22 protein-coding genes and 1 pseudogene are annotated in these 24667 nt (G+C 57.9%); 15 read left to right on the forward strand and 8 right to left on the reverse strand.

Going from position 1 to position 24667, the window contains the following annotated elements:
- The 4 genes from AC2FNU_RS15540 to AC2FNU_RS15555 all read left to right on the forward strand — a co-directional run.
- Positions 1-621: tRNA-dihydrouridine synthase (locus AC2FNU_RS15540; protein WP_496790228.1), on the forward strand; the 621-nt coding region annotated here is incomplete at its 5' end.
- Between the two features lie 15 nt (positions 622-636).
- Positions 637-1461, forward strand: coding sequence for a sulfite exporter TauE/SafE family protein (locus AC2FNU_RS15545; RefSeq protein WP_496790232.1), 825 nt, complete (start codon positions 637-639; stop codon positions 1459-1461).
- Positions 1458-2240 carry a hypothetical protein gene (locus AC2FNU_RS15550; protein WP_496790234.1) on the forward strand — a complete coding sequence of 261 codons (783 nt, stop codon included), beginning with the start codon at positions 1458-1460 and terminating at the stop codon, positions 2238-2240. Before AC2FNU_RS15545 ends, AC2FNU_RS15550 begins: the two co-directional genes overlap by 4 nt.
- A 36-nt stretch (positions 2241-2276) precedes the next feature.
- Complete coding sequence (locus AC2FNU_RS15555) at positions 2277-3005, forward strand: SpoIIAA family protein (protein ID WP_496790239.1); 729 nt, start codon at positions 2277-2279, stop codon at positions 3003-3005.
- A 569-nt stretch (positions 3006-3574) separates the two neighbouring features.
- On the opposite strand, the gene AC2FNU_RS15560 is transcribed toward AC2FNU_RS15555, so the two are convergent.
- Genes AC2FNU_RS15560 through ccmI form a run of 3 tightly spaced genes read right to left on the reverse strand, consistent with a single transcriptional unit; the run spans position 3575 to position 5508 of the window.
- Positions 3575-3808, reverse strand: coding sequence for a DUF1289 domain-containing protein (locus tag AC2FNU_RS15560; RefSeq protein ID WP_496790243.1), 234 nt, complete (start codon positions 3806-3808; stop codon positions 3575-3577).
- 18 nt (positions 3809-3826) lie between these two features.
- On the reverse strand, positions 3827-4291 hold the full coding sequence (ruvX, locus tag AC2FNU_RS15565; RefSeq protein WP_496790244.1) for a Holliday junction resolvase RuvX: 465 nt from the start codon (positions 4289-4291) through the stop codon (positions 3827-3829).
- Positions 4288-5508 carry a c-type cytochrome biogenesis protein CcmI gene (gene ccmI / locus AC2FNU_RS15570; protein ID WP_496790245.1) on the reverse strand — a complete coding sequence of 407 codons (1221 nt, stop codon included), beginning with the start codon at positions 5506-5508 and terminating at the stop codon, positions 4288-4290. The genes ruvX and ccmI overlap by 4 nt, the downstream gene beginning before the upstream one ends.
- A 176-nt stretch (positions 5509-5684) precedes the next feature.
- On the opposite strand from ccmI, the gene AC2FNU_RS15575 reads away from it, so the two are divergent.
- From AC2FNU_RS15575 to AC2FNU_RS15590, 4 genes are all read left to right on the forward strand, one after another.
- Entirely contained in the window at positions 5685-6929 is a 1245-nt protein-coding gene (locus AC2FNU_RS15575) for a sarcosine oxidase subunit beta family protein (protein ID WP_480799952.1), read from the forward strand.
- A gap of 76 nt (positions 6930-7005) precedes the next feature.
- On the forward strand, positions 7006-7338 hold the full coding sequence (locus tag AC2FNU_RS15580; RefSeq protein ID WP_496790246.1) for a sarcosine oxidase subunit delta: 333 nt from the start codon (positions 7006-7008) through the stop codon (positions 7336-7338).
- A 64-nt stretch (positions 7339-7402) separates the two neighbouring features.
- A complete protein-coding gene (locus AC2FNU_RS15585; protein ID WP_496790247.1) occupies positions 7403-10417 on the forward strand; it encodes a sarcosine oxidase subunit alpha family protein in 3015 nt (1004 codons plus the stop codon).
- Complete coding sequence (locus tag AC2FNU_RS15590; protein ID WP_496790248.1) at positions 10410-10976, forward strand: sarcosine oxidase subunit gamma; 567 nt, start codon at positions 10410-10412, stop codon at positions 10974-10976. Before AC2FNU_RS15585 ends, AC2FNU_RS15590 begins: the two co-directional genes overlap by 8 nt.
- 37 nt (positions 10977-11013) lie before the next feature.
- On the opposite strand, the gene AC2FNU_RS15595 is transcribed toward AC2FNU_RS15590, so the two are convergent.
- Both AC2FNU_RS15595 and AC2FNU_RS15600 read right to left on the reverse strand, forming a co-directional pair.
- Complete coding sequence (locus tag AC2FNU_RS15595; protein ID WP_496790249.1) at positions 11014-11391, reverse strand: hypothetical protein; 378 nt, start codon at positions 11389-11391, stop codon at positions 11014-11016.
- A 118-nt stretch (positions 11392-11509) separates the two neighbouring features.
- Entirely contained in the window at positions 11510-12271 is a 762-nt protein-coding gene (locus AC2FNU_RS15600) for an FkbM family methyltransferase (RefSeq protein WP_496790250.1), read from the reverse strand.
- 100 nt (positions 12272-12371) lie between these two features.
- Between AC2FNU_RS15600 and AC2FNU_RS15605 the strand changes: the two genes are divergently transcribed.
- The 3 genes from AC2FNU_RS15605 to AC2FNU_RS15615 all read left to right on the forward strand — a co-directional run bounded on the left by AC2FNU_RS15605 (position 12372) and on the right by AC2FNU_RS15615 (position 14535).
- Entirely contained in the window at positions 12372-12971 is a 600-nt protein-coding gene (locus tag AC2FNU_RS15605; protein ID WP_170704218.1) for a superoxide dismutase, read from the forward strand.
- Positions 12972-12975: 4 nt separating this feature from the next.
- Positions 12976-13854 carry a metallophosphoesterase gene (locus tag AC2FNU_RS15610; protein WP_496790251.1) on the forward strand — a complete coding sequence of 293 codons (879 nt, stop codon included), beginning with the start codon at positions 12976-12978 and terminating at the stop codon, positions 13852-13854.
- A gap of 219 nt (positions 13855-14073) precedes the next feature.
- A complete protein-coding gene (locus tag AC2FNU_RS15615) occupies positions 14074-14535 on the forward strand; it encodes a host attachment family protein (RefSeq protein WP_496790252.1) in 462 nt (153 codons plus the stop codon).
- A gap of 42 nt (positions 14536-14577) precedes the next feature.
- Here AC2FNU_RS15615 and AC2FNU_RS15620 read toward each other — a convergent pair whose 3' ends face one another.
- On the reverse strand, positions 14578-15129 hold the full coding sequence (locus AC2FNU_RS15620) for an LOG family protein (RefSeq protein WP_496790253.1): 552 nt from the start codon (positions 15127-15129) through the stop codon (positions 14578-14580).
- Positions 15130-15256: 127 nt separating this feature from the next.
- On the opposite strand from AC2FNU_RS15620, the gene AC2FNU_RS15625 reads away from it, so the two are divergent.
- The 3 genes from AC2FNU_RS15625 to AC2FNU_RS15635 all read left to right on the forward strand — a co-directional run bounded on the left by AC2FNU_RS15625 (position 15257) and on the right by AC2FNU_RS15635 (position 18972).
- The gene (locus AC2FNU_RS15625; protein WP_496790254.1) at positions 15257-16633 is read left to right on the forward strand and encodes a LysM peptidoglycan-binding domain-containing protein; all 1377 of its coding nucleotides are present in this window, start codon (positions 15257-15259) and stop codon (positions 16631-16633) included.
- Positions 16634-16725: 92 nt separating this feature from the next.
- A complete protein-coding gene (locus AC2FNU_RS15630; RefSeq protein WP_496790258.1) occupies positions 16726-18516 on the forward strand; it encodes an ABCB family ABC transporter ATP-binding protein/permease in 1791 nt (596 codons plus the stop codon).
- A 69-nt stretch (positions 18517-18585) separates the two neighbouring features.
- Complete coding sequence (locus tag AC2FNU_RS15635; RefSeq protein ID WP_496790255.1) at positions 18586-18972, forward strand: DUF2147 domain-containing protein; 387 nt, start codon at positions 18586-18588, stop codon at positions 18970-18972.
- 43 nt (positions 18973-19015) lie between these two features.
- Here AC2FNU_RS15635 and AC2FNU_RS15640 read toward each other — a convergent pair whose 3' ends face one another.
- Both AC2FNU_RS15640 and AC2FNU_RS15645 read right to left on the reverse strand, forming a co-directional pair.
- Positions 19016-22804, reverse strand: a complete 3789-nt coding sequence (locus AC2FNU_RS15640; protein WP_496790256.1) for an efflux RND transporter permease subunit — start codon at positions 22802-22804, stop codon at positions 19016-19018.
- The gene (locus AC2FNU_RS15645; RefSeq protein WP_496790257.1) at positions 22801-24027 is read right to left on the reverse strand and encodes an efflux RND transporter periplasmic adaptor subunit; all 1227 of its coding nucleotides are present in this window, start codon (positions 24025-24027) and stop codon (positions 22801-22803) included. Before AC2FNU_RS15645 ends, AC2FNU_RS15640 begins: the two co-directional genes overlap by 4 nt.
- A 227-nt stretch (positions 24028-24254) precedes the next feature.
- On the opposite strand from AC2FNU_RS15645, the pseudogene AC2FNU_RS15650 reads away from it, so the two are divergent.
- Positions 24255-24667 (forward strand): annotated as a pseudogene (locus AC2FNU_RS15650) (hypothetical protein); the annotation flags it as partial.

Below are 24667 nucleotides of genomic sequence, written 5' to 3' on the forward strand. Positions count from 1 at the left end.
ATGCGCGCAGCGGTGGACATAGAGGTGACCGTCAAGTGTCGCATCGGGGTGGACGACCAAAATCCCGAGGAAGTTTTGCCTGCGTTTTTGGATCAGATCCGCAGCGCGGGCTGTCAAAGGGTGACTATCCACGCACGCAAGGCCTGGTTGCAAGGGCTCAGCCCCAAAGAAAACCGGGACATTCCGCCTTTGGATTATGATCTGGTGCACCGGATGAAGGCAGCGTTCCCCGACCTTCATATCTCAATCAACGGTGGCATCACATCACTGGACGAGGCGAAGGCTCATTTGGATGCAGGTCTGGACGGGGTGATGATCGGACGTGCCGCCTATCACCAGCCAGGAGACATTCTGTCTGAGGCCGACCCGCGCATTTTTGGCACCGGAGCATCGCGGGATCCGATTGCGATCGTTCAACAAATGGTGCCCTATGTCGATCAGCACCTTGCCAACGGCGGACGGTTGCACCAGATCACGCGTCATATGCTCGGTCTTTTTGCCGGTCGCCCCGGCGCCCGCGCGTGGCGACGTGCTTTGTCCGAAGGCGCCGTTCACAAAGGGGCCGGGCCAGAAGTGATGTTGCAGGCGCTGAATCACGTTGCGCCGATGGCAGAGGTGTAACAAGCAGGGGGAACGATGCCCGAAACGATGTTGCTGGCCCAGATGCTGGGCCTTTTGCTTGTGATCGGGGCGCTGGCTGGCGTTCTGGCCGGGTTGCTGGGGGTCGGCGGAGGCATTGTCCTTGTGCCCGCGTTCTTCTACGCGTTTCAAACCCTTGGCTATGGCGGCCCGCAGCTGATGCAGCTGTGTCTGGCAACATCGCTTGCGACGATCATTGTGACATCGGTGCGCTCGGTTATGGCGCATAACAAGAAAGGGGCCGTGGACTGGGACATTTTGCGCGGCTGGGGTCCTGGTATCGTCATCGGTGCAGTAATCGGTGTTCTGGTTGCCTCTGCCTTGCGGACCGAGGCTCTACAGGCCCTGTTTGGCGTTCTGGGTATGGTAATTGGCGCGTATCTTGGGCTGGGCCGTGCTGAATGGCGCCTGGGCGATGTCATGCCGGGCGGGATCAAACGGGCAATTCTGTCGCCATTGGTCGGGTTTCTCTCAGTTCTGATGGGGATCGGCGGCGGCAGCTTTGGGGTGCCACTGATGAGTCTCTACAACACGCCGATCCACCGCGCGGTTGCAACTGCGGCCGGGTTCGGAGTGATCATCGCCGTGCCGTCAGTCATCGGCTTTCTGTTTCTTGAGATCGCACCCGAACACCGCCCTCCGCTGACCATCGGGGCAGTCAATCTTGTAGCCTTTGCCGTTGTAGTTGCGATGACGATGATCACCGCACCCTGGGGTGTGAAACTGGCGCACGCGATGGATCCGAAACCCCTCAAACGGGTCTTCGCCGTGTTTCTGACGCTGGTGGCGCTGAACATGCTGCGGAAGGCAATTGGCCTATGAGTGATTTTTGGGCCAAGGGCTGGGTAAAGTTTGCCTATGACCCATCACTGGCCGAGTGGGTCAGCCATGCGTTGCCCGCCGCCCGTGCCTCAACGTCAGACCCGGCTCATGCGGAATGGTTGGACTGTGAAGGGACTTGGTTCATCGGTGTAGATGCGTTGCCTAATGACACGCAGGGCAGGGTCGGTCAGTCTGCGCCTTTATCCGGACAGGCCGTGTCGTTTATTCGCGAACATTACGGCGATTTACCTTTGCACAAAGGGCAGGTCTCGGCCATTTATCCGGGTTACCCGCGCCCGCGCCGTGGCGATAATGAGGCCGCGACCCGGTATCGCCGGAACCGGGATGCGGCCCATGTGGATGGTTTGCGTCCGATGGGACCAGATCGTCGCCGACATGTGGATGAGCCTCATGCGTGGGTATTGGGCATTCCCCTGACCGAGGCCAGCCCGGATGCGTCGCCCATGGTGTTGTGGGAAGGCAGCCACCACATTCTGGGCGCTGCATTCAGGGACGCGCTGAATGGCTCGTCAAACGAGGCGCTGCGCGACGTTGATGTAACCGACATCTACCAGGCCGCGCGTCGCGAGGTGTTCGAGACGTGCCCGCGGATAGAATTGCCCGCCAAGCCGGGCGAAGCCTATTTGTTGCATCGCCATTGTTTGCACGGAGTCGCGCCGTGGGCCGACACGGCAACGGCAGGGCCTGATGGACGGATGATCGCCTATTTCCGCCCCGAATGCGCCGGGGGTGTAGCCGAATGGATCGAATCTGCCTAACCTCCTGTCATTATTTGGCTTTGGAGGTTTTGACAGATGATTACGGTCCATACGAATTCGGATGGTGCACTGATTGAAGTCGAGTTGTCGGGGCAGGTTACAAGTGCCGACTATACCAACACTCTGGTCCCCGCGATCGAGGCCGCACTGGCCGAACATGACTCGGTGCGTCTGCTGGCCATCGTGCAGCCCGAGTTCAAAGGATATGATCTGGGTGCGGCATGGTCTGACACAAAGCTGGGGCTTAGTCATTGGCGGGGCTTTGACCGGATCGCCGTTGTTACCGATCAGGGGTGGGTGCAGACCAGTATTCGGCTGGCAGCCCCGATCTTGCCATGTCCTGTACAGTTGTTTGACCTGGCCGAGCTGGAAGCGGCCCGCCGTTGGATGCGCGAGTCGCTGGGATCGATACACCTGACAGATCTGGGCGGGCCTTGTGTGCAGATCAGTCTGTTGGGCAAGCTGGACCCCGAAGAGTATAAGCAGGCAGAGCGTGACCTGAACGCATTGCTTCAGGATCGCGCCGGGTTTCGCCTTTTGATTGACCTGCGGGAATTTGACGGCTGGCAGGGTTTGTCTGCCCTGGCTGCGCATTTTCGGCTGGCCAGCCGCCATATCGGTCTATTGGACCGTGCAGCCATTGTAGGGGACAAAAGCTGGCAGCATATGGCTCAAAAGGTTGCCAGTCATGTTCTGGGTACACGCACTCAGTTCTTCCCGTCTGAGGAGTTCGACAATGCGAAAAACTGGCTGGCGACAGGTTAGTTTCTGGCCGGGCTCAGATTATAGCGGTCAGCCTTTAGCCGCTATTTGCCCGCAAATTCCGTTACGATTCGCATTCCACTGGCGGTTTTTCTGAGATCGCGCAGGCAATTCGTCTTTTTTTACCAAAGCCGAACCAAAATGTGACGTAAGGGAATTTTGAGTGTTATTAGGTTTTTATTGATCGGCGCGTCAAAAAAGATCAAAACACGCGTGTTTTCCCCCTAATTTTCACGGGAAACACCTTTAGCCACGCCTTGTCGCTGTGGGTCACCACTCACGTAGAACAGTCACGTACCAGAGCTTGAACCCTCGGAGCTCGAACTCGACCCGCAGCGACATTGTTTTTAAAAGCGGGAATTCTGAAATGGCACTTAAAGGTCTGATAGGAAAATTTCTTAACCGCAGCACGTCGGACAACCGGCGCGTGACACAAAAACGCGAAGCTGGTGGGAACGACAAAGCGACGCGATCAGAGATGACGGTTTTGTTCCGCAAAGAACTGCGCAAACCGATCCCGGTCAGGGGCGGGCACGCTCAAAGCAAAGCGCGAAAAAAAGTGGGCTGATAGCTCAGGAGCCGTTCAGTCGGGCTGCTCGTCCGCCACGCCGTTTGGAAAGCCGTGGTTTGCGCGAGGGCAGATCGTCCATGATGTCGGCACGTTCAGAGCTGTCCATTTTGGACCAGCGTGTGATTTCGTCAATCGTACGATAGCAACCCGTGCAGATGCGTTCGGTCGGATGAACAACGCAGATCTGGACGCAAGGGCTTTCGACCTCATTCCGTTTCCACACCATATTCGTCATTGACGGTCTCCGACCTCGTTACAAAAAGCGCAGTCTGTCCAGCGCCCCTTGCAAGATATAACCGGCAGCAACGTGATCAATAACCTGTCCGCGACGTTTTCGTGTCGTATCCGCCTCAAGTAGTGCTTTTTCTGCCGCAACCGTGCTGAGACGTTCGTCCCAGAAACCGATAGGCAGATCCGTCAAACGCGACAAGTTTCGCGCAAAAGCCCGCGTTGACTGGCAGCGTGGGCCCTCGGACCCATCCATGTTTTTTGGCAGCCCCAATAGGATTCCGCCGATTTCACGGTCGGTCACAATCTCAATCAGACGCGCGGAATCCAACGTGAATTTCTTGCGCCTGACAGTCTCCAGCGGACTGGCGACGCCGCGCATCCGGTCGGACACGGCAACACCGATTGTCTTTTCGCCAAGATCGAGACCCATCAATGCTGTCATCGGTTCCAGCGCTGCTGCGAACTCTTCAAAGACGTCGTGGATCATTGGGCGATCCCGGCCTGTAATGCCGCTGCGTCAAGGATTTGAAGCGCCTCGGAATTCCCCGCAAAAACGTCTTGCGCTTCTTTGTGAATGTCGATGGCCCGCTGACCCTGTCCCAGAACGCCCAAGGCTGCAATCAGGCGGGCCCATTCCTCGGGCGTGCCGCCTTCGGTTGCCAGACGGTCAGACAGTTGGTTCACCATTCCCTGAATCATTTCTTGCCGTTCTTCAGGGGTCAATTCAGCGGCGGCATTCACGTCGTCCTGACTTGGACCGGGGGCAGCGCTCAGGTCCGGTGCGTTGAATACGCCTGCACGGAAAGCAAGCTCATCCAGTTGCGCGCGGATGGCCCCGGCCCATGGCGCGCCGCTTGGGGCATCCTGCAATGTTTGCACCCACATGCGATAGGCCAGATCGGGTCGCCCGACCTGAGCCAGCATTTGCCCCCAATAATACCGGGCGGGCCCGTGGCGAGGATCTCGGTTCAGCGCTTCGGTCAGGGCCTGTTCCGCTTCGGGCGATACATAGCCGCCAGCCGCCAGGATCATCATTTCGGCAAGATCGGCATAGGCATCCGCAGTCGCGGCATCGCCGGACAGTTCGATCACTCTTTGCTGCGCCGTGTATCCTGCCTTGAAGTTACCTGCATTGGTTTCGTGTTGTGCCAAAAGCATCTGGCCCTGCAGATCATTCGGACGGTTGGCAACTGTATCTCGCAGTTGGTTCAACAGTGCGGCATAGCTTTCGTCCAGCTGTGCGGGCTGCGGAGGAGTCGCCAGTTGCTCTGCGGCGCTTTGGGGCGGTCGGTTGGCGCGCACATCTTCGGCAAGCTCCAACCGCGCCGTCAGTGGCATATCCGGCAAACCGACGGCACCGGTCCGATCATACAGCGCTATTGCGCCACCGATCAGGATCAGCGCAATCACGACCACCGAGACGATGGAAACAGCCCGCGAAGGGCCAGATTCGGTACCGCCCTTCTTCAGGTTTTCGTCCGCCGCCAGAATGCGACGAGAGATTTCAGTACGAACCCGTTCGGCGTCTGCCTCGCCAATCACGCCGCGTGCAAGGTCTTTGTCGACCCCAGCCAATTGTTCGCGGTATACTTCAAGGTCATATGCGGCAGCGGGCTTTTCCGCGCGGCGATTGCGCAGCAGGGTAAAGCAAAGGAAAGCCGCAATCAGAAGCGCGACAATGAAAATCAGAACCCAGAACGTCATGGTCCCTCCGAAGATGCTGCCCTGATTTAGACCTACGGGCCGCCCGACAAAAGGGACAAATGGCCGCGAATGAACGACATGTCGCAATAGTGCGATATTGCGGCGTTGCACGGCAGGGGTAAACTGCGCACACACGGCATATCTGCGCCCAATCACCGAACCGGATGGATTCGCACATGAAACACTATTCAGCCTTTGCTGTTGCGCGGGAAGCTCTGCGCTATCACACCGGATGGGAGCGCGCCTGGCGCTCGCCCGAGCCCAAGAAGCGATATGACGTCATCATCATCGGTGCGGGCGGCCACGGTCTGGCGACCGCGTATTACCTTGGCAAGAACTACGGCATTCAAAACGTCGCCGTTATCGAAAAAGGCTGGCTGGGCGGTGGTAACACCGGTCGCAACACCACGATCATCCGTTCCAACTATTTGCAAGACCCGTCGGCGGCGCTGTATGAAAAGGCGCGGGGCCTCTATGAGGATCTCAGCCAGGACCTGAACTATAACATCATGTTCAGCCCGCGTGGCGTGATGATGCTGGCACAGACACAGCACGAAATCCGCGGCTATCAGCGCACGGCGCACGCCAACGCACTGCAAGGGGTAAAGACCGAATGGATCACCCCCGAACGCGTCAAGGAACTGGTGCCGATCATCAATCTGGACGGTCCGCGCTATCCGGTTCTGGGCGCGCTTTGGCAGGAACGCGGCGGCACCGCGCGCCACGATGCCGTTGCTTGGGGGTATGCTCGCGCCTGTTCCGCCATGGGGATGGACATCATCCAGCAGTGCGAAGTCACCGGCGTGCGCTCGGATAACGGCCGTGTTGTTGGTGTCGACACCACCAAGGGCGCCATCGATTGTGACAAGCTGGGCATCGTGGTTGCTGGCCATTCCGGCCAACTGGCCGAAATGGCGGGCTTCCGTTTGCCGCTTGAAGCGATTGCTTTGCAGGCACTGGTGTCCGAACCGATCAAACCCTGCATGGATGTGGTCGTGATGGCAAACACCGTGCACGGCTATATGTCTCAGTCCGATAAGGGTGAGATGGTGATCGGTGGCGGCACCGACGGGTTCAACAACTACACCCAGCGTGGTTCGTTCCATCACATCGAAGAAACCGTCCGCGCCTTGGTCGAGACCTTCCCCATGATCTCACGCCTGAAAATGCTGCGGCAATGGGGCGGGATCGTGGATATGACCGGCGACCGATCCCCGATCTTGTCCAAGACACCGCTGGGTGGCTGTTTTATCAACTGTGGCTGGGGCACAGGCGGCTTCAAGGCGATCCCGGGATCGGGCTGGGGTATGGCACAGCTGATGGCCACCGGCCATTCACCGCTGACCGAAGCCTTCACCCTAGATCGCTTCAAAGAGGGTCGCTTCATCGACGAGAGCGTCGCAGCCGGGGTGGCGCACTAAAGCGTCTGACCAGGGTTGCCATACAACAGAATTCAGGTCGGCTTCCGCGCCGGCCAACCGCCAAAAGGATGACGACATGCTGATCCTGAACTGCCCATACTGCGGCGTCGATGCCGAAGAAACCGAACTTGCCGCTGGTGGCGAAGCACATCTGAAGCGCTATGGCCCCGGTTCGTCGGATGACGAATTTCACGACTATCTTTTCATGCGTGAAAACCCCAAAGGTGTTCACTTTGAACGCTGGCGCCATGCCAACGGCTGCGGCAAGTGGTTCCACGCCGCGCGCTGCACGCAGACGCTTGAGGTGTTCGGCACCTATTCCGCACAGGTCACAGAGCCGCCGCAAGAGATCAAAGACGCCATCACCGCCAAGCGCCCCGGATGGTCATGGAGAGAGTTCTCCGTATGATTCACGTTTTCAAAAATACTCCCGCTGGAGGCTCTGATGCCTCCACCTGCGAAAGGTCCGCACCATGAGCACCCGTCTCGCAAAACAGGGCCGGCTGATTGACCGGTCGAAAAAGGTTACCTTTACCTTCAACGGCACTGCGATGCAGGGCTATGAAGGCGATACGCTCGCCTCGGCGCTGTTGGCCAATGATCAGATGATGATGGGCCGGTCCTTCAAGTACCACCGGCCGCGTGGCGTAGTCGCCAGCGGTGCGGAAGAGCCGAACGCTTTGGTTGGTCTGGGGCAGGGCAATCGTTTCGAGCCGAACCAGCGCGCGACAACGACCGAGTTGTTCAACGGTCTGAACGCGATCTCTCAGAACCACTGGCCGAACCTCGAGTTCGACATCGGTGCGGTGAACACGGCTTTGGCGCGGTTCCTGCCCGCCGGTTTCTATTACAAGACGTTCATCCATCCGAAACCGTTCTGGAAACACGTCTACGAGCCCTTCATTCGTCAATCGGCAGGTTTGGGCAAAGCGCCTGACAAAGACAGTCGCGACGCGGACACCTATGAACACTTCTACGCCTTCACCGATGTTTTGGTGATCGGCGGTGGTGTCGCCGGGCTGCAGGCCGCCAAAACGGCCGCGCAATCAGGTGCCAAGGTTCTGCTGATCGAGCAGACGGCGCATTGGGGCGGTCGCGCTCCGGTTGACGGCGGTACAGTGAATGGCGAGCCTGTGGATAAGTTCGTGGAACAATTAGTTTCCGAACTCGAAACAATGGACAACGTAACCATGCGCGCGCGCTGCATGGGCGCGGGGGTCTATGACCACGGTTACGTTCTGGGATATGAGCGTCTGACGGACCACACTCCGGGCGTGCAAGGACCGCGCCATCGGTTGTGGCGTATCCGCGCGAAGCAGGTTGTCACCGCCACCGGCGCAATCGAGCGTCCGCTATCTTTTGCAGGCAACGATGTGCCGGGTGTGATGCTGGCATCGGCGATGCGCGACTATGTTGTGAACTGGGGTGTAACACCCGGCGAGCGCGTAATTGTTGCCACCAACAATGACGACGCCTACCGCACCGCGATCCTGTTGAAACAGGCCGGTGTTGATGTTCTGCGTGTGGTGGATGCCCGTGCATCTGCCGGCCCGCTGGCGCAAGAGGCGCGGGATCTTGGTATCCGCGTTGATCCGGGCAAGGCCATCGCCAAGGTCAAAGGCGGCAAGCGCGTCAAGAAAGTTGCCATCTGCAATCAGGAGGGTATCGGCGGCGCGCGCGAAGAGGTTGAGGCCGACGCAGTCGCCATGTCGGGCGGTTGGTCTCCGGTTGTGCATATGTGGTCGCATTGCGGCGGCAAGCTGATCTGGGACGAGGCGCACGCGCATTTCCGCCCCGATCCGGACCGCCCGCCGCTGGGTGCTGATGGTGAAGGCTTTGTTCTTGCTGCTGGCAGCTCGAATGGTCCGCTGGCTCTGGCGGATGTGCTGAAAGACGCAGACGCCGCAGGCAAAGCCGCGGGCAAGGCCGTTGGTCACACGCCCAAACGCACCAAAGCACCGGTTGGTGAAACCACCGTCGAGGCACCGATGGAAGCTGTTTGGCTGATGCCTGCCAATGCTGAAATCCAACTGCGGGCAAAGTCCTGGCTGGACTTCCAGAACGACGTCAAAGTCTCGGATGTACAGCTGGCCGCGCGTGAGGGTTATGAAAGCGTCGAGCACACCAAGCGTTACACCACGCTGGGTATGGCGACCGATCAGGGTAAGCTGAGCAATATCAACGGCCTGGCGATCCTTGCTGATGCGCTTGAATCAGAGATTCCCAAGGTCGGAACCACCACCTTCCGCCCGCCCTATACGCCCATTTCGATGGGTGCGATCGGGGGCGAGGCGCGGGGTGAAGTGTTCCAACCGATCCGTCAAACTCCGATGCACAACTGGCATGACAAGAACGGTGCCGATTGGGAACCGGTCGGTCACTGGCGCCGGACCTATGCGTATGTTCGCCCCGGTGAATCCGTGCATGACGCGGTGAACCGCGAGGTGAAGAACACGCGTGAAAACCTCGGTCTGCTGGACGCATCGACACTGGGTAAGCTGATCGTCAAAGGGCCTGACGCGGGCAAGTTCCTGGACATGATGTACACCAACATGATGTCCACGCTGAAGGTCGGCAAATGCCGCTATGGCCTGATGTGCTCCGAGAATGGCTTCCTGATCGACGACGGTGTTGTTGCCCGCATCGATGAGGATACGTGGCTGTGCCACACCACCACCGGCGGGGCCGAGCGCATCCATGGTCACATGGAAGAATGGCTGCAGACCGAATGGTGGGACTGGAAAGTCTATGTCGCCAACGTGACCGAGCAATACGCGCAAGTCGCCGTGGTCGGCCCGAACGCGCGCAAGGTGCTTGAGAAGCTGGGTGGCATGGATGTCAGCAAAGAGGCGCTGCCGTTTATGGAATGGCGCGACGGCAAGATCGGTGACTTCGATTGCCGCGCGTACCGCATCTCGTTCTCGGGCGAGCTGTCCTATGAGATCGCCGTTCCGGCAAGCCAAGGTCAGGCATTCTGGGATGCCTTGATGGAGGCAGGAAAAGAGTTCGGAGTGATGCCGTACGGCACCGAATGTCTGCACATTCTGCGGGCCGAAAAGGGCTTTATCATGATCGGTGACGAGACCGACGGCACCGTGATCCCGCAAGATCTGGGGCTGCACTGGGCGTTGTCGAAAAAGAAAGAAGACTACCTGGGCAAACGCGCCCATTCGCGCAGCCATATGACCGATCCAGAGCGTTGGAAACTGGTCGGTCTTGAGACTGTGGATGGTTCTGTCATTCCCGACGGTGCCTATGCGGTGGGCGAGGGTGTCAACGCCAATGGTCAGCGCAACATGATCGGGCGCGTGACCTCGACCTATTACTCGGCCAATCTGGGCAAAGGCATCGCCATGGGCCTGATCAAGCACGGCCCGGATCGCATGGGTGAGGTTGTCGAGTTTCCGGGCACCGACGGTAAAACCTACAAAGCCAAGATCGTGGACCCGATCTTCTTCGACAAGGACGGGGAGAAGCAGAATGTCTGAACTCATCAGCGCACTGAACCATGCCAGCTATGACGGCATCGCCAAGATCGCGGAATGTGGTCTGCAAGGCATGATCACCCTGCGCGGTGATCTGTCCGACAAGGTGCTGGCCAAAGCCGTCAAGGACGCAACCGGACAGAAAGTGCCCGGTCAGCGCGAGGCATTGGTAAAGGGCGACACAGGCGTGGCTTGGATGTCCACCGATGAATTGCTGGTGCTGGTACCTTACGCCGAGGTCGAAGCCAAACTGGCCGCAATGACCAACGCGCTCAGCGGCACACATGCTCTGGCGGTCAACGTCTCGGATGCCCGTGCGGTATTCAGTATCTCGGGTGCCAGCGCGCGTGAGGTGTTGGGCAAGCTGGCCCCGGTTGAGCTGTCGGCAGAGGCGTTCCAACCCGGCCAAATCCGCCGCTCGCGCCTTGCGCAGGTGGCTGGTGCATTCTGGATGGACGACGCAGAAACCTTCCGCGTGGTCTGCTTCCGGTCAGCGGCGGACTACGTTTTCAAACTGCTCAAGGTTGCCGCGCAGCCGGGCAGTGAGGTTGGGGTTTACTGATAGAAAGTAAAAAGCCCCGGATCATCCGGGGCTTTTGTCAACTTTGGACCGTGCAGGTTCCGACGCCATATGGTTTGTTCGCAAAGTTACCCCGCAAAAAGGCCATGCGCACAGTAACAGACTTATCGGAAGGTTTGAGGTTTGCCTGATAGCGAACACGAACGTTTCCGCCAGCAGCCATGGTTTGGTCTAAGTTCCAAACAATACGATAGCCTTTCGCGCCTCGATCTTTGAGTTTCGCCGCCTCCCATTCATGATGAGAGCTTGCGGCCAGAGCGGACGCTTGATCGGTGTCAATCTGGAACCCGTACTCTGGCGCGATCCAGCCGTGGGCGTCCTGTTTTGTCATCTTACATACATAAGTAACGGTTTCAGCCGCTGCCGTTTGTGCAAATGCCAGCGCGGCAATCGTCAATAAAAATCTTTTCATTTCATCCAGTTATTTTTGATTTCGGATGAGTGCAAACAATCCAATACATCCTGAAGGTGCAAGGTCAGTTCGGTGGTATAACCTGTGAATCAGGCCCACTGTCTCATTTTTGCAAAAGCACTGTCTGATACCTGTTTAAACCTTCTGGTGTTAGAAGATCCTCGGGGTCCAGCGGCTCTAGTTTGTCATCTGAAAGCGAGGGGTAAAAATCCAGCGCGTCCAACAGCCCGGCCACCCGGTCACGTCTTTCAGACTCGGGTAGCAGAGGGGCGTGCAGCGACAAAAACAGGGCAGGGCGATGCTCTTTCAGCCACGCGGCGAGGGTTGGTAAGACAAAGAACTCTGCCCCTTCGATGTCCATCTTGACCAATGACACACGGGAAAGGTCGTTTGCGGCCGCAAACTGGTCCCACGCGATGGTCAATGCATCAGAGCCATGCGCGCCGTCGTGCAGAAGCGAGCTGGTGGAATCCCCGGGCTCACCCCGAACCGAGGCCATACGCGCCACACCAAACTGGTCCGAGAGCGCGACACCAAAGGCCGAGACATTCTGAATGGCGTTCAGATCTAGGTTCCAGGCCAAGTACCGGTACGCGGTGGGGTCAGGTTCGAAGCACCACACGTGACGGGCCTTGCGCGCGCCATATAGGACTGTGGGCCCGATCCAAGCCCCGATGTCCAGATAGTCGCTGTCGGGCGACAGGAACCGGTCCAGCACCGCAAAGGTCTCGGGCTCCCAATGGCCCGCAGACGCCTTGCGCCAGAACTTGGAATGATAGGGGTCAAGGTGAAAGGGCTCTCCGTTCAGGGTACCTGCATAGTATCCGCGGGCGCGGTAAAACATCTTGCGCGCCTGTGTCAGCATCGCGGACCTCCGGGTTTTCTTGTCTCGCCCCTTGACCTGCGGCGGCTGCCACAGCATTTAACCGTTGGGAACCGCAACTTTAATTTAACAGGGGGCCGACATGGCTTTTGAACTTCCTGATCTTCCTTATGCACATGACGCGCTGGCAGCCAAGGGTATGTCCGCGGAAACACTGGAATATCACCACGACCTGCACCACAAAGCCTATGTCGACAACGGCAACAAGCTGATCGCTGGCACCGAATGGGACGGCAAGTCGCTGGAAGAGATCATCGTTGGCACCTATGACGCAAACGCTGTGGCGCAAAACGGTATCTTCAACAACATCAGCCAGCTGTGGAACCACAACCAGTTCTGGGAAATGATGGGCCCTGGCGACAACGCGATGCCCGGTGAGCTGGAAAAAGCGCTGACCGAAAGCTTTGGCTCGGTTGACGAGTTCAAATCGCAGTTCAGCGCGGCCGGTGCCGGTCAGTTCGGTTCGGGCTGGGCGTGGCTGGTCAAGAACGCGGACGGCTCTCTGGCCGTGACCAAGACCGAGAATGGCGTGAACCCGCTGTGCTTTGGTCAGACCGCTCTGCTGGGTTGCGACGTGTGGGAGCACTCGTACTACATCGACTTCCGCAACAAGCGCCCTGCCTACCTGTCGAACTTCCTCGACAATCTGGTGAACTGGGAAAACGTCGCATCGCGGATGTAATGAATTGAACCGACGTCGGTTTATAAAGGGCCTGCTGGCGGTAACGCTGGCAGGTCTCATAACGTCAGCCTACGGATTCTTTATCGAACCCGCAGTTCGGCTACGTGTGCGTAAATGGCGCGTGCGCCGAGACGATTGGACCGCACCACCGCTCAGGATTGCTGTGTTGTCCGATTTGCATGTGGGCGAGCCCTATGTCGGGTTGGATCGCATGAAGCAGGTCGTCCGACGTACAAACGCGCTGGCGCCGGATGTGATTTTGCTGCTTGGGGATTTCTTCGCAAGCCACAAAGGCGTATCGGGCGCGGTCGACATGCAGGATCTGGCACCTGTTTTGGCGGGGCTTGAGGCCAAGCACGGTGTCTTCGCGGTGCTGGGCAATCACGATTGGTGGGATGACAAACCAGCACAGCGCCGTGGGGCAGGGCCCAACCGCTATGCTGAAATTCTGGAACAGAATGGTATTTCGGTTTTGTCAAACGGGGCCACAAAACTCCACGCCCCCGGCATATGGCTGGCAGGGCTTGAGGATCAACTTGCGATCTGGCGCAATGGCAAACCGCAGGGATTGGACGATCTGGAAGGGACGCTGGCACAGATCACCGACGATGCTCCCGTTGTGATGATGGCGCATGAACCGGATGTATTCCCTAAAGTGCCAGACAGGGTGGCCCTGACCCTTTCGGGGCATACTCATGGCGGCCAAGTGCGTCTGTTTGGTTGGTCGCCCGTTGTGCCGTCGAAGTTCGGCAACCGCTACGCCTATGGCCACATACGCGAAGGCAAGCGCGATCTGGTTGTCTCGGGTGGTATCGGGTGTTCCATCCTGCCAGTGCGATTGGGCGTGACGCCTGAAATCACTGTCGTAGAGATGTCGGCCTAAAGGAATGATGATCCGCCGGTGAAAACCCGCCGACGGGTTTCTTTTCGGCACAACCGCATCTTGTTTGCCTTTCCGCAATGCACATCTTTGTAGGGCGGAGGGAGAGAACCGCACAGCAAATCAAACAACGACCGGGATGCGCGCTGCATGTGCGCAAAACCAATCGTGTGCCCGGCAGGTCGAGGGATACCCAGAGAACAACCTTAACAGGAGATCGCAATGGTCGCACTTACACAGGGAACTTGGGTTATTGTTGCAGACGGAGAGAAAGCCTTGGTGATGGAGAATATCACCGATGCGGAAGATCCCAATCTTGTCGTCGTCGCGGTTGAAGAACAGGACAACCCGACCACAAAGCCGACAGACCGCTCAGGTCGCCGGAACGATGGCGGGCCAAAGCAGAAATCAGCCTTAGAGGACCCAACGTGGAAGACCCATGCAAAGTCCCTGTTTGTGCAGGATCTGGCGAATTTGCTGAATCGCAAGGGGTTGAAAGGCGCTTATGACCGATTGGTTCTTGTGGCCAGCCCTCGTGTTCTGGGTCTGCTGCGCCGCCGGTTACACAGCGAAGTGCTGGGCAAGGTCGTGGCCGAGGTCAACAAGACCCTCACCAATCACCCATTGCACAAGGTCGAGCAGGTCGTGCGCCACAGCCTGCAACCCAAGGCTCGACTGGCCTGATCAACAAGTCGGGCGGTTTTGCCGCCCGCACTGTTTCTAGTGTCAGTTCAGTTTGTCGCGCAAAGCGGCCATGGCCGCATCTGCATCTTCTGCCCATGTGATGAAATCTGCCAGCGACGCGTCAGCAAAGCCTTGCCCGATCACCTGATCCAGCAGCGTCCGCAACGCATCCCAATAGCCGTTCACATTCACCACAACGATGGGCTTGTCGTGCAGTCCCAGTTGACGCCATGTGAGGGCCTCGAACAATTCATCCAATGACCCTGGCCCTCCGGGCAGAACGACCACGGCGTCGGCGTTCATGATCATGACCTTTTTACGCTCGTGCATCGTCTCGGTGATCACGAAATGGGTCAGATCGGTCTTTCCGACTTCCCGCTGAACCAGATGCACCGGAATGACGCCAAAGGTTTCACCTCCGGCATTCTGCGCGGCACGGGCCACTTCGCCCATCAATCCCACATCCCCGGCACCATAAACCAGCCGCCAGCCTTCCTGAGCCAGCAGCATGCCGAACTGCCGCGCAGTTTCAGAATAAGACTTCTCGGCTCCATTGCGTGACCCGCAATACACACAGACTGATTTCTGAGACATCAAACAAGGGCTCCGGGGTTGTGTCAGAGGTTTTGACCCGTGATAGCGGGATTGATAGATTGCCTCAACTGTCCGCCGGAAAGCTTTTCAACGTAAAGCTTTTGCGCGGCGGCGTGAAAGGAAAAGAATGGACGCCAAGTCGGGAAACGGAAGCTCGGGCAACTTCATCTGGGGGGGGATTGCGGGTCTTGTTGCGGTATTGGGTGCGGGGGGGCTGTATCTTTCGGGTGTCTTCAGCACTGCGCCAGAACCTGATGAGAGTGCGCCGCAAGACACAGCTTCTGCACCTGTTGTTCCGGAACTGTCAGAACCGGCGCCGGACAAAGCCGAGGTGACGGAAGAGACCGCAGTCACTGAACCGACCGAACCGGAGGTCGAGAAGACCGAGGAAACCTCTTCACCCAAGGAAGATACAGTTGAGCAGGTCGAAGCACCGGTAGAAGCGGAGACGCCTGAGGTTGCAGAGGAAGCAACTGCGGCCGCGCCAATCGCGCCTCCGGTCCTTGATCAGATTTTTGTTGAAACCGACGGAACCGCGCTTTTGTCTGGCGATGCAGAACCCGGCAGTCAGATAGAGGTTCTGCTGAACGGCGAAGTTGCACATTCCTTCACCGTGGATGGCAGCGGTCAGTTTGCTGAATTCGTGACAATCCCCTTCAGCGATTCAGCGCAGGGACTTGTTTTGCAAAGCACAGACGGGGCGCAAGCGACGCGATCCGACGATTATCTGATTGCCGCCTTGCCCAAGCCAATCGAAGAAGAACCTGTTGCCGAGGCAACGCCCGAACCGGAGCCGAGCACGTCGAACGAAGAACAGGTCACAGAGGTTGATGAAGCCGAGTCCGACACGAATACCACAGCACAGGTTGCGGAACCTGAAACTTCAGAACCCGAGGCTGAGGCGGTAGAAACCGCTGATCTGCCCGCCGAAACGCCCGAGCAGGACCAGCAAGTTGCGGTGTTGCGATCTGGGGAAGAAGGGGTTGAGCTTGTGCAGCCTCCGGTCGTGCGCGACACACCGCCCGAACAAGTCGCCCTGGACACGATCGGGTATTCTGACACCGGCGACGTACAACTGACAGGGCGGGTTCAGGATGGGGCCGCTATTCGGTTGTACCTGAACAACCGACTGGTCGCGGATCTGTCCCCGGAACAAGATGGATCATGGCGCAGCGAACTGGAAGGCATTGATCCCGGTGTCTACACGCTGCGGGTTGACGCGGTGAACACGGATGGCACGGTTCTCAGTCGGGTCGAAACCCCGTTTAAACGTGAGCCGATTGAAGTGCTTGAAGCCGCTACTGAGGCAGACCAGACAGGCACGCCGCAAGAAACCCCTTCAATTCGCTCTGTCACAGTTCAGCAGGGCGACACGTTGTGGGCCATTTCGCGCGACCGGTTTGGTGACGGGGTTCTGTATGTGCGGCTGTTTGAGGCCAATCGTGACTTGATCCGCGATCCGGATCTGATCTATCCCGGGCAAATCTTTACAATCCCGGAATAATCAGCCCTTCTGGCCTTTTATGGGCAGGGGTCTATCTCTGACCGCAGACAAGGCACGTGATGAGACGCACATCTCCTAGGACTTCAGATGACATGGTGTCGGATGACGAACGAAGCTCGGGCTTGCGGACAATCCGCAAGGTCGCCCCATATCTCTGGCCCGAGGACGAGCCATGGGTAAAGCGCCGCGTTGTCATCGCCATGGGTATGCTTGTTCTGGCCAAGCTGATCGCGGTTTATACGCCCATTCTGTACAAGGGCGCTGTTGACGCGCTGGCGGGCGAGGGTGTGCCGCCATTGGCGCTGGGCGCAGTTGGATTGACAGTGGCCTACGGCGTGGCGCGAATGATGACGGTGGGCTTTCAGCAATTGCGGGATGCCGCCTTTGCCCCCGTCGGACAACGCGCCCTAAGGGCGCTGGCGCTTGAGACGTTTCAACACATTCACAACCTGTCGATGCGCTATCACGTCACGCGCCGTACTGGCGGGCTGAGCCGTATCATCGAACGGGGCGTCAAAGGGGTTGAGTTCCTGCTGCGGTTCCTGCTGTTCTCGATCGGGCCGCTTATTCTGGAGCTGTTGCTGGTCGCCATCATCCTGATGTGGCTGTTCGACGTGTGGTATCTGGTAGTCGTTGCCGTCACCATTGGCCTTTACATCTGGTTTACTTTTGCCGTGACCGAATGGCGTGTGAAGCTGCGGCGCGAGATGAACGATCAGGACACCGAGGCCAACCAGCGCGCCATCGACAGCTTGCTGAACTTCGAAACCGTCAAATATTTCAACGCCGAAACCCGCGAAGCTGAGCGGTATGACGTGTCGATGAAGGCCTATGCGGGGGCCGCGCTAAAGACAGCCTATTCGCTGGCATTTCTGAATTTCGGGCAATCGTTCCTGATCACCTGCGGTTTGATTGGGGTCATGGTTCTGGCCGCAATCGGGGTGCAGAACGGCAACCTGACTGTGGGCGATTTTGTCATGGTGAACGCATATATGATCCAGATCACAGTGCCGCTGAACTTCCTTGGCACGGTCTATCGGGAAATCCGGCAGTCCTTGGTCGATATGGGTCAAATGTTCGACCTGCTTGAACAACCCGCCGAAGTTACAGACAAGGCCTGCGCGCCGAACCTGAAGGTAAATGGTGGCGAAGTCACGCTTGAAGACGTGCATTTCGGCTATGACCCGGATCGCGAAATCCTCAAAGGTGTATCCCTGACCGTACCTGCCGGTAAAACCGTGGCCATCGTAGGGGCAACGGGATCCGGAAAATCGACCATCGGGCGGCTCTTGTTCCGGTTTTATGATGTAACCAAAGGGGCGCTGAAGATCGATGGTCAGGACATTCGCGACGTGACCCAGACCAGCCTGCATGCTGCCATCGGAGTTGTCCCGCAAGACACGGTGCTGTTCAACGACACGATCCGCTACAACATTGCCTATGGCCGCGACGGTGCCACCATGGACGAGGTCGAAGCAGCGGCCAAGGCGGCACAGATTCACGACTTCATTTCCTCATTGCCCGAAGGGTATGACACCAAGGTGGGCGAGCGTGGCCTGAAGCTTTCGGGTGGTGAAAAGCAGCGCGTCGGGATCGCGCGCACTTTGCTGAAGAACCCTCCGATCCTGTTGCTGGATGAGGCAACATCGGCGCTGGATACGGATACCGAGCAGGACATCAAAGATGCCCTGGCCCGAGCAGGCGAGGGGCGAACAGTGATCACTATTGCCCACCGTCTGAGCACGATTGCCGAGGCTGACCAGATCGTGGTTCTGGAGGCAGGTGAGATCATTGAACAGGGTACACATGATCAACTTCTGGCAAGGTCCGGGCGATACGCTCAACTTTGGAACCGCCAGCAATCAGATGGTGAAGCTGCCTGAGGCTCTTTGAACATCGCGAAATGTGATAGACTGCGATGATCGAAAGAGGTGGCCGCAATGATTGCTAGAATGAAAAAAAATCTGCCGCCGATTTTGGTTGCGGTTTTTCTTCCTGTTGCCGTTGCAGCAGATCCCATCGTTGGTGTCTGGAAAACCGAACCGGATCGAAAGAACCTGACCTCACACATCAAAATCTCGGCTTGCGGTGACAAATTTTGCGGCCAGATCCTTTCGGCTTATGACGCCTCGGGCAAAGAAGTCCAAACGCCAAACATTGGTAAAAAGCTGTTCTGGGATGTTGCCAGCGAAGGTGACGGAAAATACGGCGGTGGAGAATTCTGGGTTCCTCTGATCAACGTGGATGCTGTGCCGCAAATGACATTGCAGGATGACAAGTTGTTGGTCAAAGGGTGCGAGCATGAGATTTGCGCGCATCAGACGTGGTCTCGTTTGTGATATCGGTCAAATGAAAAAGGACCGGAAAATCCGGTCCTTTGCTTTACTCAGCGGCCTTCAGTGGCGGTCCCGAAGGATGATCCGGCCGATCCGATCCGCTGTCCTGTTCCGGCCGTCCCGATATCGCTTCATCGTCCCACACAATCTCGGTTGCCTGCATTTGACGGGCCGAGCGCCCAATCGCCATGTCCTGCGCGATCTGGCTGGACCTGCCAGCGGTCACGCGCGCCAGCAAGCGGCTGAGCCACACGGCGTAAGTTGTCACCCAAACCCGCAACGCTAAAAGGGAAGGCGTAACGATCAGTGTCAGAACAGTGGCGATGCCCAAACCAAAGACCACCGCCGTGGCCAGCTGTTTCCACCACAAGGCGGTCGGGCTATCGATGGAATAGCCGCCATTGATAAAGTCCAGCGACAGGCCAAACATCATGGGCGTCAGACCGGCCATTGTCGTGAGGGTGGTCAGCAGAACCGGACGAATGCGCGATTCCGCGGTTCGAATGATCGCCTCGATCCGGGGCATGTAAGAGCTGTATTCCTGATAGGTGTCAATCAGAACGATATTGTTGTTCACCACGATCCCTGCCAACGCCACGATGCCAGTGCCGGTCATGATGATCGAGAACGGCTGTTCCATCACGATCATGCCGATCAGAACACCCGTGGTAGATAGAACAACGGCCAACAGCACCAGCACCGAATTGTAGAACGAATTGAACTGGGCCAGCAGGATCACGAACATCAGCCCCAGCGCGCCCATGAAGGCGTTCACCAGGAAGGCGCCAGATTCTGCTTGTTCTTCCTGATCACCGGTCCATTCCCAACTGATGGAATTGGCAAAGGGGCCCGTTTCAAGCCATTCGGTCAGAACCGCAATCCGTTCATTAGGGTTGATCAACGCAAATTGTGCGTCTCCGCCCTCAACCGTGCTGATGAGTTGATCCACGCTATCGGCACCGGTCAATTGAACCAACTCATAAGACTTGCCTCCCCCGATGTTGAGGACCGTGCCAGTCGGGCTGTAGCCTTCGGCAACTTCCCGAACCACGGCAAGACGGATGAGTTCACCGTCGGGTCCTTCGGTTGTGACTTTACTCAAACCTGGTTCAACGTCGGCTTTGACATCGTAGTAGCGCTGTTGGTCCACCCGGTTGATCTCTGCCAGTTTGGCCACCGGCTTACGACTTACGAAATTCGACAGTGGCACCAAACCGTCCGGGGTACGAACCTTGAGCGTGTCCAGTGTGGACAGAACGCGATCTTCTTCGGGCAGGCGAACACGGATTTCAATCTCTTCATCATTGCTGTCCGGGCGCATCTCGCCCAGCAGAATACCGCGTGTCACCAACTGCACCATTGCCCCAACCGTGGCCACGTCAGCTCCGAACCGACCGGCCTTGGCGACGTCCACATCGATTTGCCAGTCGATGCCGGGCAAGGGCAGGGTGTCTTCGATCTTGATCAGGCCGGGCGTGGTGTCGAAAATCTCGCGCGCGGTGAGCGTCGCTGAGGTCAGATCCTCCCACCCATCGCCCTTGATGCGCAGATGCACGGGCTTGGCCGAGGCCGGACCTTGCTCCAGTGGCAGAATCTCAACAACGATGCCGGGGATTTCCGCCAGTTGCGCGTTCAACTCGTCTATCACGAAGTCGCCGTCAAATTCAGGCGCAACAAAGTGGCGATCAAACAGGCCCCACAGAACAGATTCTGAGACGTTGGGGCGGTCTTCCCACGGAATGATCTCGAACTGAACGCGGCCCACTGTATCGGCAGGTTCCTGAGCGCCACCGTTGTTCTGGTTCAGGCCGCCTTCGCCCGCGAACGAGAACACGTTGATGACGGCAGGGTGGGCTGCGATTACATCCTCTGCCGCCAGGACCATGCCATCTTTTTCCGCAAGCGAGATGTTCCCTCGAGCGCGGACATAGGCGGTGGCTTGTTCAGGTTCGCTTTCTACAAAGAACTCAACGCCTCTGGATTCTTGCGGGAACCAGACGAAGGCCACCGAATAGACCGCAAAGAAAACTGCAGCCAACGACACGATGGGCATGATCGGATTGCCAACAAGGAACTTGACCACATGGCCAAAGGGTGTGTGCTCGTCAGCTGTATGAACGCGCTCTTCCGCTTTGTGTTCGATCCTGGCCGCGCTCAGGGTCACAGATCCTGCAAAGGCCCCGAACAGGAACAGAAGCGCCCCAGCGATTGACCCGCCAGGCAGCAGGTAATCCGGGTTCAGGGTCTGCATCGCGCCCAGAAAGATCATGTACAGCGAAGGGGGTACCAACACAGCGCGCAGCCACCAGGGCGTACGCGCGCGCAACCAGATCGACGAGCGGTCGAAGACGCGGCTCAGCCGCCCTGACACACCGCCCATGACCGGCAAATAAATCAGCGCAACGATCAGCGATGCCGACAGAACGAAGATCAGCGTGACGGGCAGCATTCCCATGAACTCACCCGGTACGCCGGGCCAGAACAACATGGGCAGGAAGGCGCAAAGCGTTGTCGCAGTCGATGACACTATGGGCCAGAACATGCGCTGTGCAGCCTCGACGTAAGCGTGCATTGGCCCGACGCCCTGCTTGATGCGTTTATCGGCGTATTCCACGACGACGATGGCACCGTCCACCAGCATACCAACCGCCAGAATAAGACCGAACATCACGATATTCGAAATGCTGACGCCCATGACCGCAAGGAAGGCAAAGCACAGAAGGAATGAGGTGGGGATCGCAAAACCCACCAACAGCGCAGCCCGCGTGCCCAGCGAGGCCAGCACCACGATCATCACCAGTGCAATCGCGGTCAGAACCGAGCCTTCCAACTGGCTGACCATCGAACCCACGATGCGGCTCTGGTCATTGGACGTGCCCAGATCGACGGCGGCCTGAAGTTCAGGTGGCCACTTTGTTTTGGCTTGCTCGATGGTCTCTTTGACCTGAGCAACGGTGTCGATCAGGTTGAAACCCTTGCGCTTCACCACTTGCAGGGCAACAGTTGGTTCACCGTTGAACCGGGCTGTACCGGCACGGTCTTCGAAGGTGTAATTGATCTGCGCCAACTCACCCAAAGTCACAACCCGGTCGCCATTGACTTTGATCGGCAAGCCATAAACGTCCTGCGCGGTTTTGAACGACGACGGGATCTTGACCGAGAATGTACCCTGCGCAGTTTCAACCTCGCCCGCTGCAATCAACTGGTTGTTGTTGCGAACCACATTGATCAGCTCATCTGCGGTGACGTTGTATGCCTCAAGGCGCAAAGGATCGATAACCACCTCGAGCATTTCATCGCGATTGCCCGCGATACCAGCCTCGAGCACCGAATCCAGCGCCTCAAGCTCGTCCTGCAGGTCTTTGGCAACACGCGCCATTGTGCGTTCAGGAACTGCACCGGTCAGGTTTACGATGACGATGGGAAATTCGGAAAAGTTGATCTCGGTCAGCGAATACTGTTCCGCACCTTCCGGGAAATCCGCCTGCGCCGAATTCATCGCGTCGCGGACGTCGGCCATGATCGCGGTTTTGTCCCAGCCGAAATCAAACTCCAGCGCGACCCCGGCATAGCCTTCGGCGGCGGTCGACGTCATTTCCTTGAGGCCATCGAGATCCGCCAGTTCGGTCTCCATCGGCTTGATCAGAAGGTTTTCGGAGTCTTCTGCCGAAATGCCGGGAAACTGAACCGAGACGAACAGGGCAGGGATTTCAATGTCCGGCTCGCCTTCTTTAGGCAGCGAGACATAGGCAAACCCGCCGATAACCAACGAGATGGCGATAAACGCCAGGACCATTCGAGCCCGATCAGCGGCCCAAGCAACAACACCCGTCATTGTGATGCTTCCCGATAGGTGGGTTTCACAGTGACGCCGCGGGTCACAAATTCTTGTCCGACGACGATGATGTCAGCGGTCTCAGGCAGCCCGCCGATCCAAACGCCTTCTGCAGTGTCGCGCAGGATTTGGACTGGCTTGAAGTCGACAACGTTACCTGCGCCGACAGTGCGCACACCCAATTGACCCTCATTGCTGAGCGTCAGCGCGGATTGCGGCAACAGATGTGCCTTGGCCCCTTCGGCTGCGATCCGGATGGTCGCTGTCTGTCCGTCACGAATGGTCAGATCCGGGTTAGGCACGGTGATTTCCACCTCAAACGTGCGCGTTGTCTCGTCAGCCGAGCGGCTGAGGAACGTCACCCGTCCAGTAAGCTGTCGTCCAGTCACAAGCGTGGCGGCTGCTTCGGAACCGACCACCACGCGGTTGACCTCGGTTTCGGGCACAAAACCTACCAGCTTGATCGGATCCAGTTGAATGACCGTGGCGCAGAGCGATCCGGGTTGCATCAGGCTGCCAAGTTCTGCGGTGTCGCTTTCCAGCAGGCCCTTGAAGGGTGAGGTAATGACCACGCGACCGGCTTCGCGCTGTGCGGCCTCAACAGCGGCGGCTGCGGCTTCGATCCCGGCTCGGGTAGCTTCCAAACCGGCCTCAGCCGACTTCACCCCGGCTTTTGCGGTGCTCATCGCGGCTTCGCTGGAAATCCGGCGGGTTTCCGACGCAAAGCCGGTTTCCGCCAGTTTACGTGAAGCGGTCAGGTTGATCTCGGCCTCGGCCACCAGCGCATGGGCCTCTTGCAGGCGGGCTTCAGCTTCGGGGATACGGCTTTCGGCCTCAAGCTTGCCGGCCATGGCTTCGGCCAGTTGCGCCGGGCGCGTGCCGGGATCAAGTTCACACAGAATGTCCCCGGCTTCGACAAAAGCACCTTTACGCTTGGGTTCAGAGATCACGGTCGACGTTGTTTCTGACAGAACCTCGACCTGACGGTTTGCCTTGGTCTGGCCACGCAGCAAAACGGCGCTGTCGATCTCACGGGCTTGCGAACGCAGGGCGACAACGCCCACTGCCGCAATTTCAGAATTCTCGGTTACAGCGGCTTCACTTTGCGCTGTTTCTTCGCCCCCACCACGTCCGGCGAAGGCAAACAGCGCATCACGCTCGAATACAAGAAAATACAAAGCAACAATGACCAGAATGGCGTTGATGAATGAAATCAAACGCATACGGGGATTCTCCTAGAATTCTTTGCCCAAGAACACGAGACGTTCATGCCTTGAAATGGGGCTTTGGCTATGTCTTTTCTACACTGAACTGAATAGTTTGGTTCACTTTTTTTCGCAAGAGTGATGCCTGTGGGTGAAAATGTGCAAATTCGGACCCTTGGCTTGGCGTTGGTGCCGGGGTATGACATGGCGCACCAAGAGAAGATACACAGCCCAGGGGGCAGGGAATGAGCGACACAGACAGTTTCATTGATGAGGTCACGGAAGAGGTACGCCGCGACCGCATGTATCTGCTGTTGCGCCGCTGGGGCTGGGTTGGTGTGGTTGCCGTCGTGCTCATCGTGGGCGGTGCGGCCTTCAATGAATACCGCAAATCCCGTGATGCCGCACAGGCGCAGGATCTGGGAGACTCGATTCTTGCTGCTCTGACACAAAATGGTTCCGATGCGCGGGCCGCCGGGTTGCAGAGCATTGAGACCGCAACGCCCGGCGGGGACGCCGTATTGAACATGTTGCTGGCGACCGCGCAGGTCGGGGCCGGGTCGCGCGAAGATGCGGTCAACAGTCTGAATGCAATTGCGGTACAGGGCGATCTGCCCGAGATCTACCGTGCCATCGCAAGCTTCAAAGCCTTACTGCT

The sequence above is a fragment of the Ruegeria sp. BHSB064 genome (assembly GCF_059613205.1).

Bases quoted from the DNA above. Each gene is read 5' to 3' on its own strand.
- AC2FNU_RS15545 (WP_496790232.1), top strand. From the start codon at position 637: ATGCCCGAAACGATGTTGCTGGCCCAGATGCTGGGCCTTTTGCTTGTG.
- AC2FNU_RS15550 (WP_496790234.1), top strand. From the start codon at position 1,458: ATGAGTGATTTTTGGGCCAAGGGCTGGGTAAAGTTTGCCTATGACCCA.
- AC2FNU_RS15555 (WP_496790239.1), top strand. From the start codon at position 2,277: ATGATTACGGTCCATACGAATTCGGATGGTGCACTGATTGAAGTCGAG.
- AC2FNU_RS15560 (WP_496790243.1), bottom strand. From the start codon at position 3,808: ATGACGAATATGGTGTGGAAACGGAATGAGGTCGAAAGCCCTTGCGTC.
- ruvX (WP_496790244.1), bottom strand. From the start codon at position 4,291: ATGATCCACGACGTCTTTGAAGAGTTCGCAGCAGCGCTGGAACCGATG.
- ccmI (WP_496790245.1), bottom strand. From the start codon at position 5,508: ATGACGTTCTGGGTTCTGATTTTCATTGTCGCGCTTCTGATTGCGGCT.
- AC2FNU_RS15575 (WP_480799952.1), top strand. From the start codon at position 5,685: ATGAAACACTATTCAGCCTTTGCTGTTGCGCGGGAAGCTCTGCGCTAT.
- AC2FNU_RS15580 (WP_496790246.1), top strand. From the start codon at position 7,006: ATGCTGATCCTGAACTGCCCATACTGCGGCGTCGATGCCGAAGAAACC.
- AC2FNU_RS15585 (WP_496790247.1), top strand. From the start codon at position 7,403: ATGAGCACCCGTCTCGCAAAACAGGGCCGGCTGATTGACCGGTCGAAA.
- AC2FNU_RS15590 (WP_496790248.1), top strand. From the start codon at position 10,410: ATGTCTGAACTCATCAGCGCACTGAACCATGCCAGCTATGACGGCATC.
- AC2FNU_RS15600 (WP_496790250.1), bottom strand. From the start codon at position 12,271: ATGCTGACACAGGCGCGCAAGATGTTTTACCGCGCCCGCGGATACTAT.
- AC2FNU_RS15605 (WP_170704218.1), top strand. From the start codon at position 12,372: ATGGCTTTTGAACTTCCTGATCTTCCTTATGCACATGACGCGCTGGCA.
- AC2FNU_RS15615 (WP_496790252.1), top strand. From the start codon at position 14,074: ATGGTCGCACTTACACAGGGAACTTGGGTTATTGTTGCAGACGGAGAG.
- AC2FNU_RS15620 (WP_496790253.1), bottom strand. From the start codon at position 15,129: ATGTCTCAGAAATCAGTCTGTGTGTATTGCGGGTCACGCAATGGAGCC.
- AC2FNU_RS15625 (WP_496790254.1), top strand. From the start codon at position 15,257: ATGGACGCCAAGTCGGGAAACGGAAGCTCGGGCAACTTCATCTGGGGG.
- AC2FNU_RS15630 (WP_496790258.1), top strand. From the start codon at position 16,726: ATGGTGTCGGATGACGAACGAAGCTCGGGCTTGCGGACAATCCGCAAG.
- AC2FNU_RS15635 (WP_496790255.1), top strand. From the start codon at position 18,586: ATGAAAAAAAATCTGCCGCCGATTTTGGTTGCGGTTTTTCTTCCTGTT.
- AC2FNU_RS15640 (WP_496790256.1), bottom strand. From the start codon at position 22,804: ATGACGGGTGTTGTTGCTTGGGCCGCTGATCGGGCTCGAATGGTCCTG.
- AC2FNU_RS15645 (WP_496790257.1), bottom strand. From the start codon at position 24,027: ATGCGTTTGATTTCATTCATCAACGCCATTCTGGTCATTGTTGCTTTG.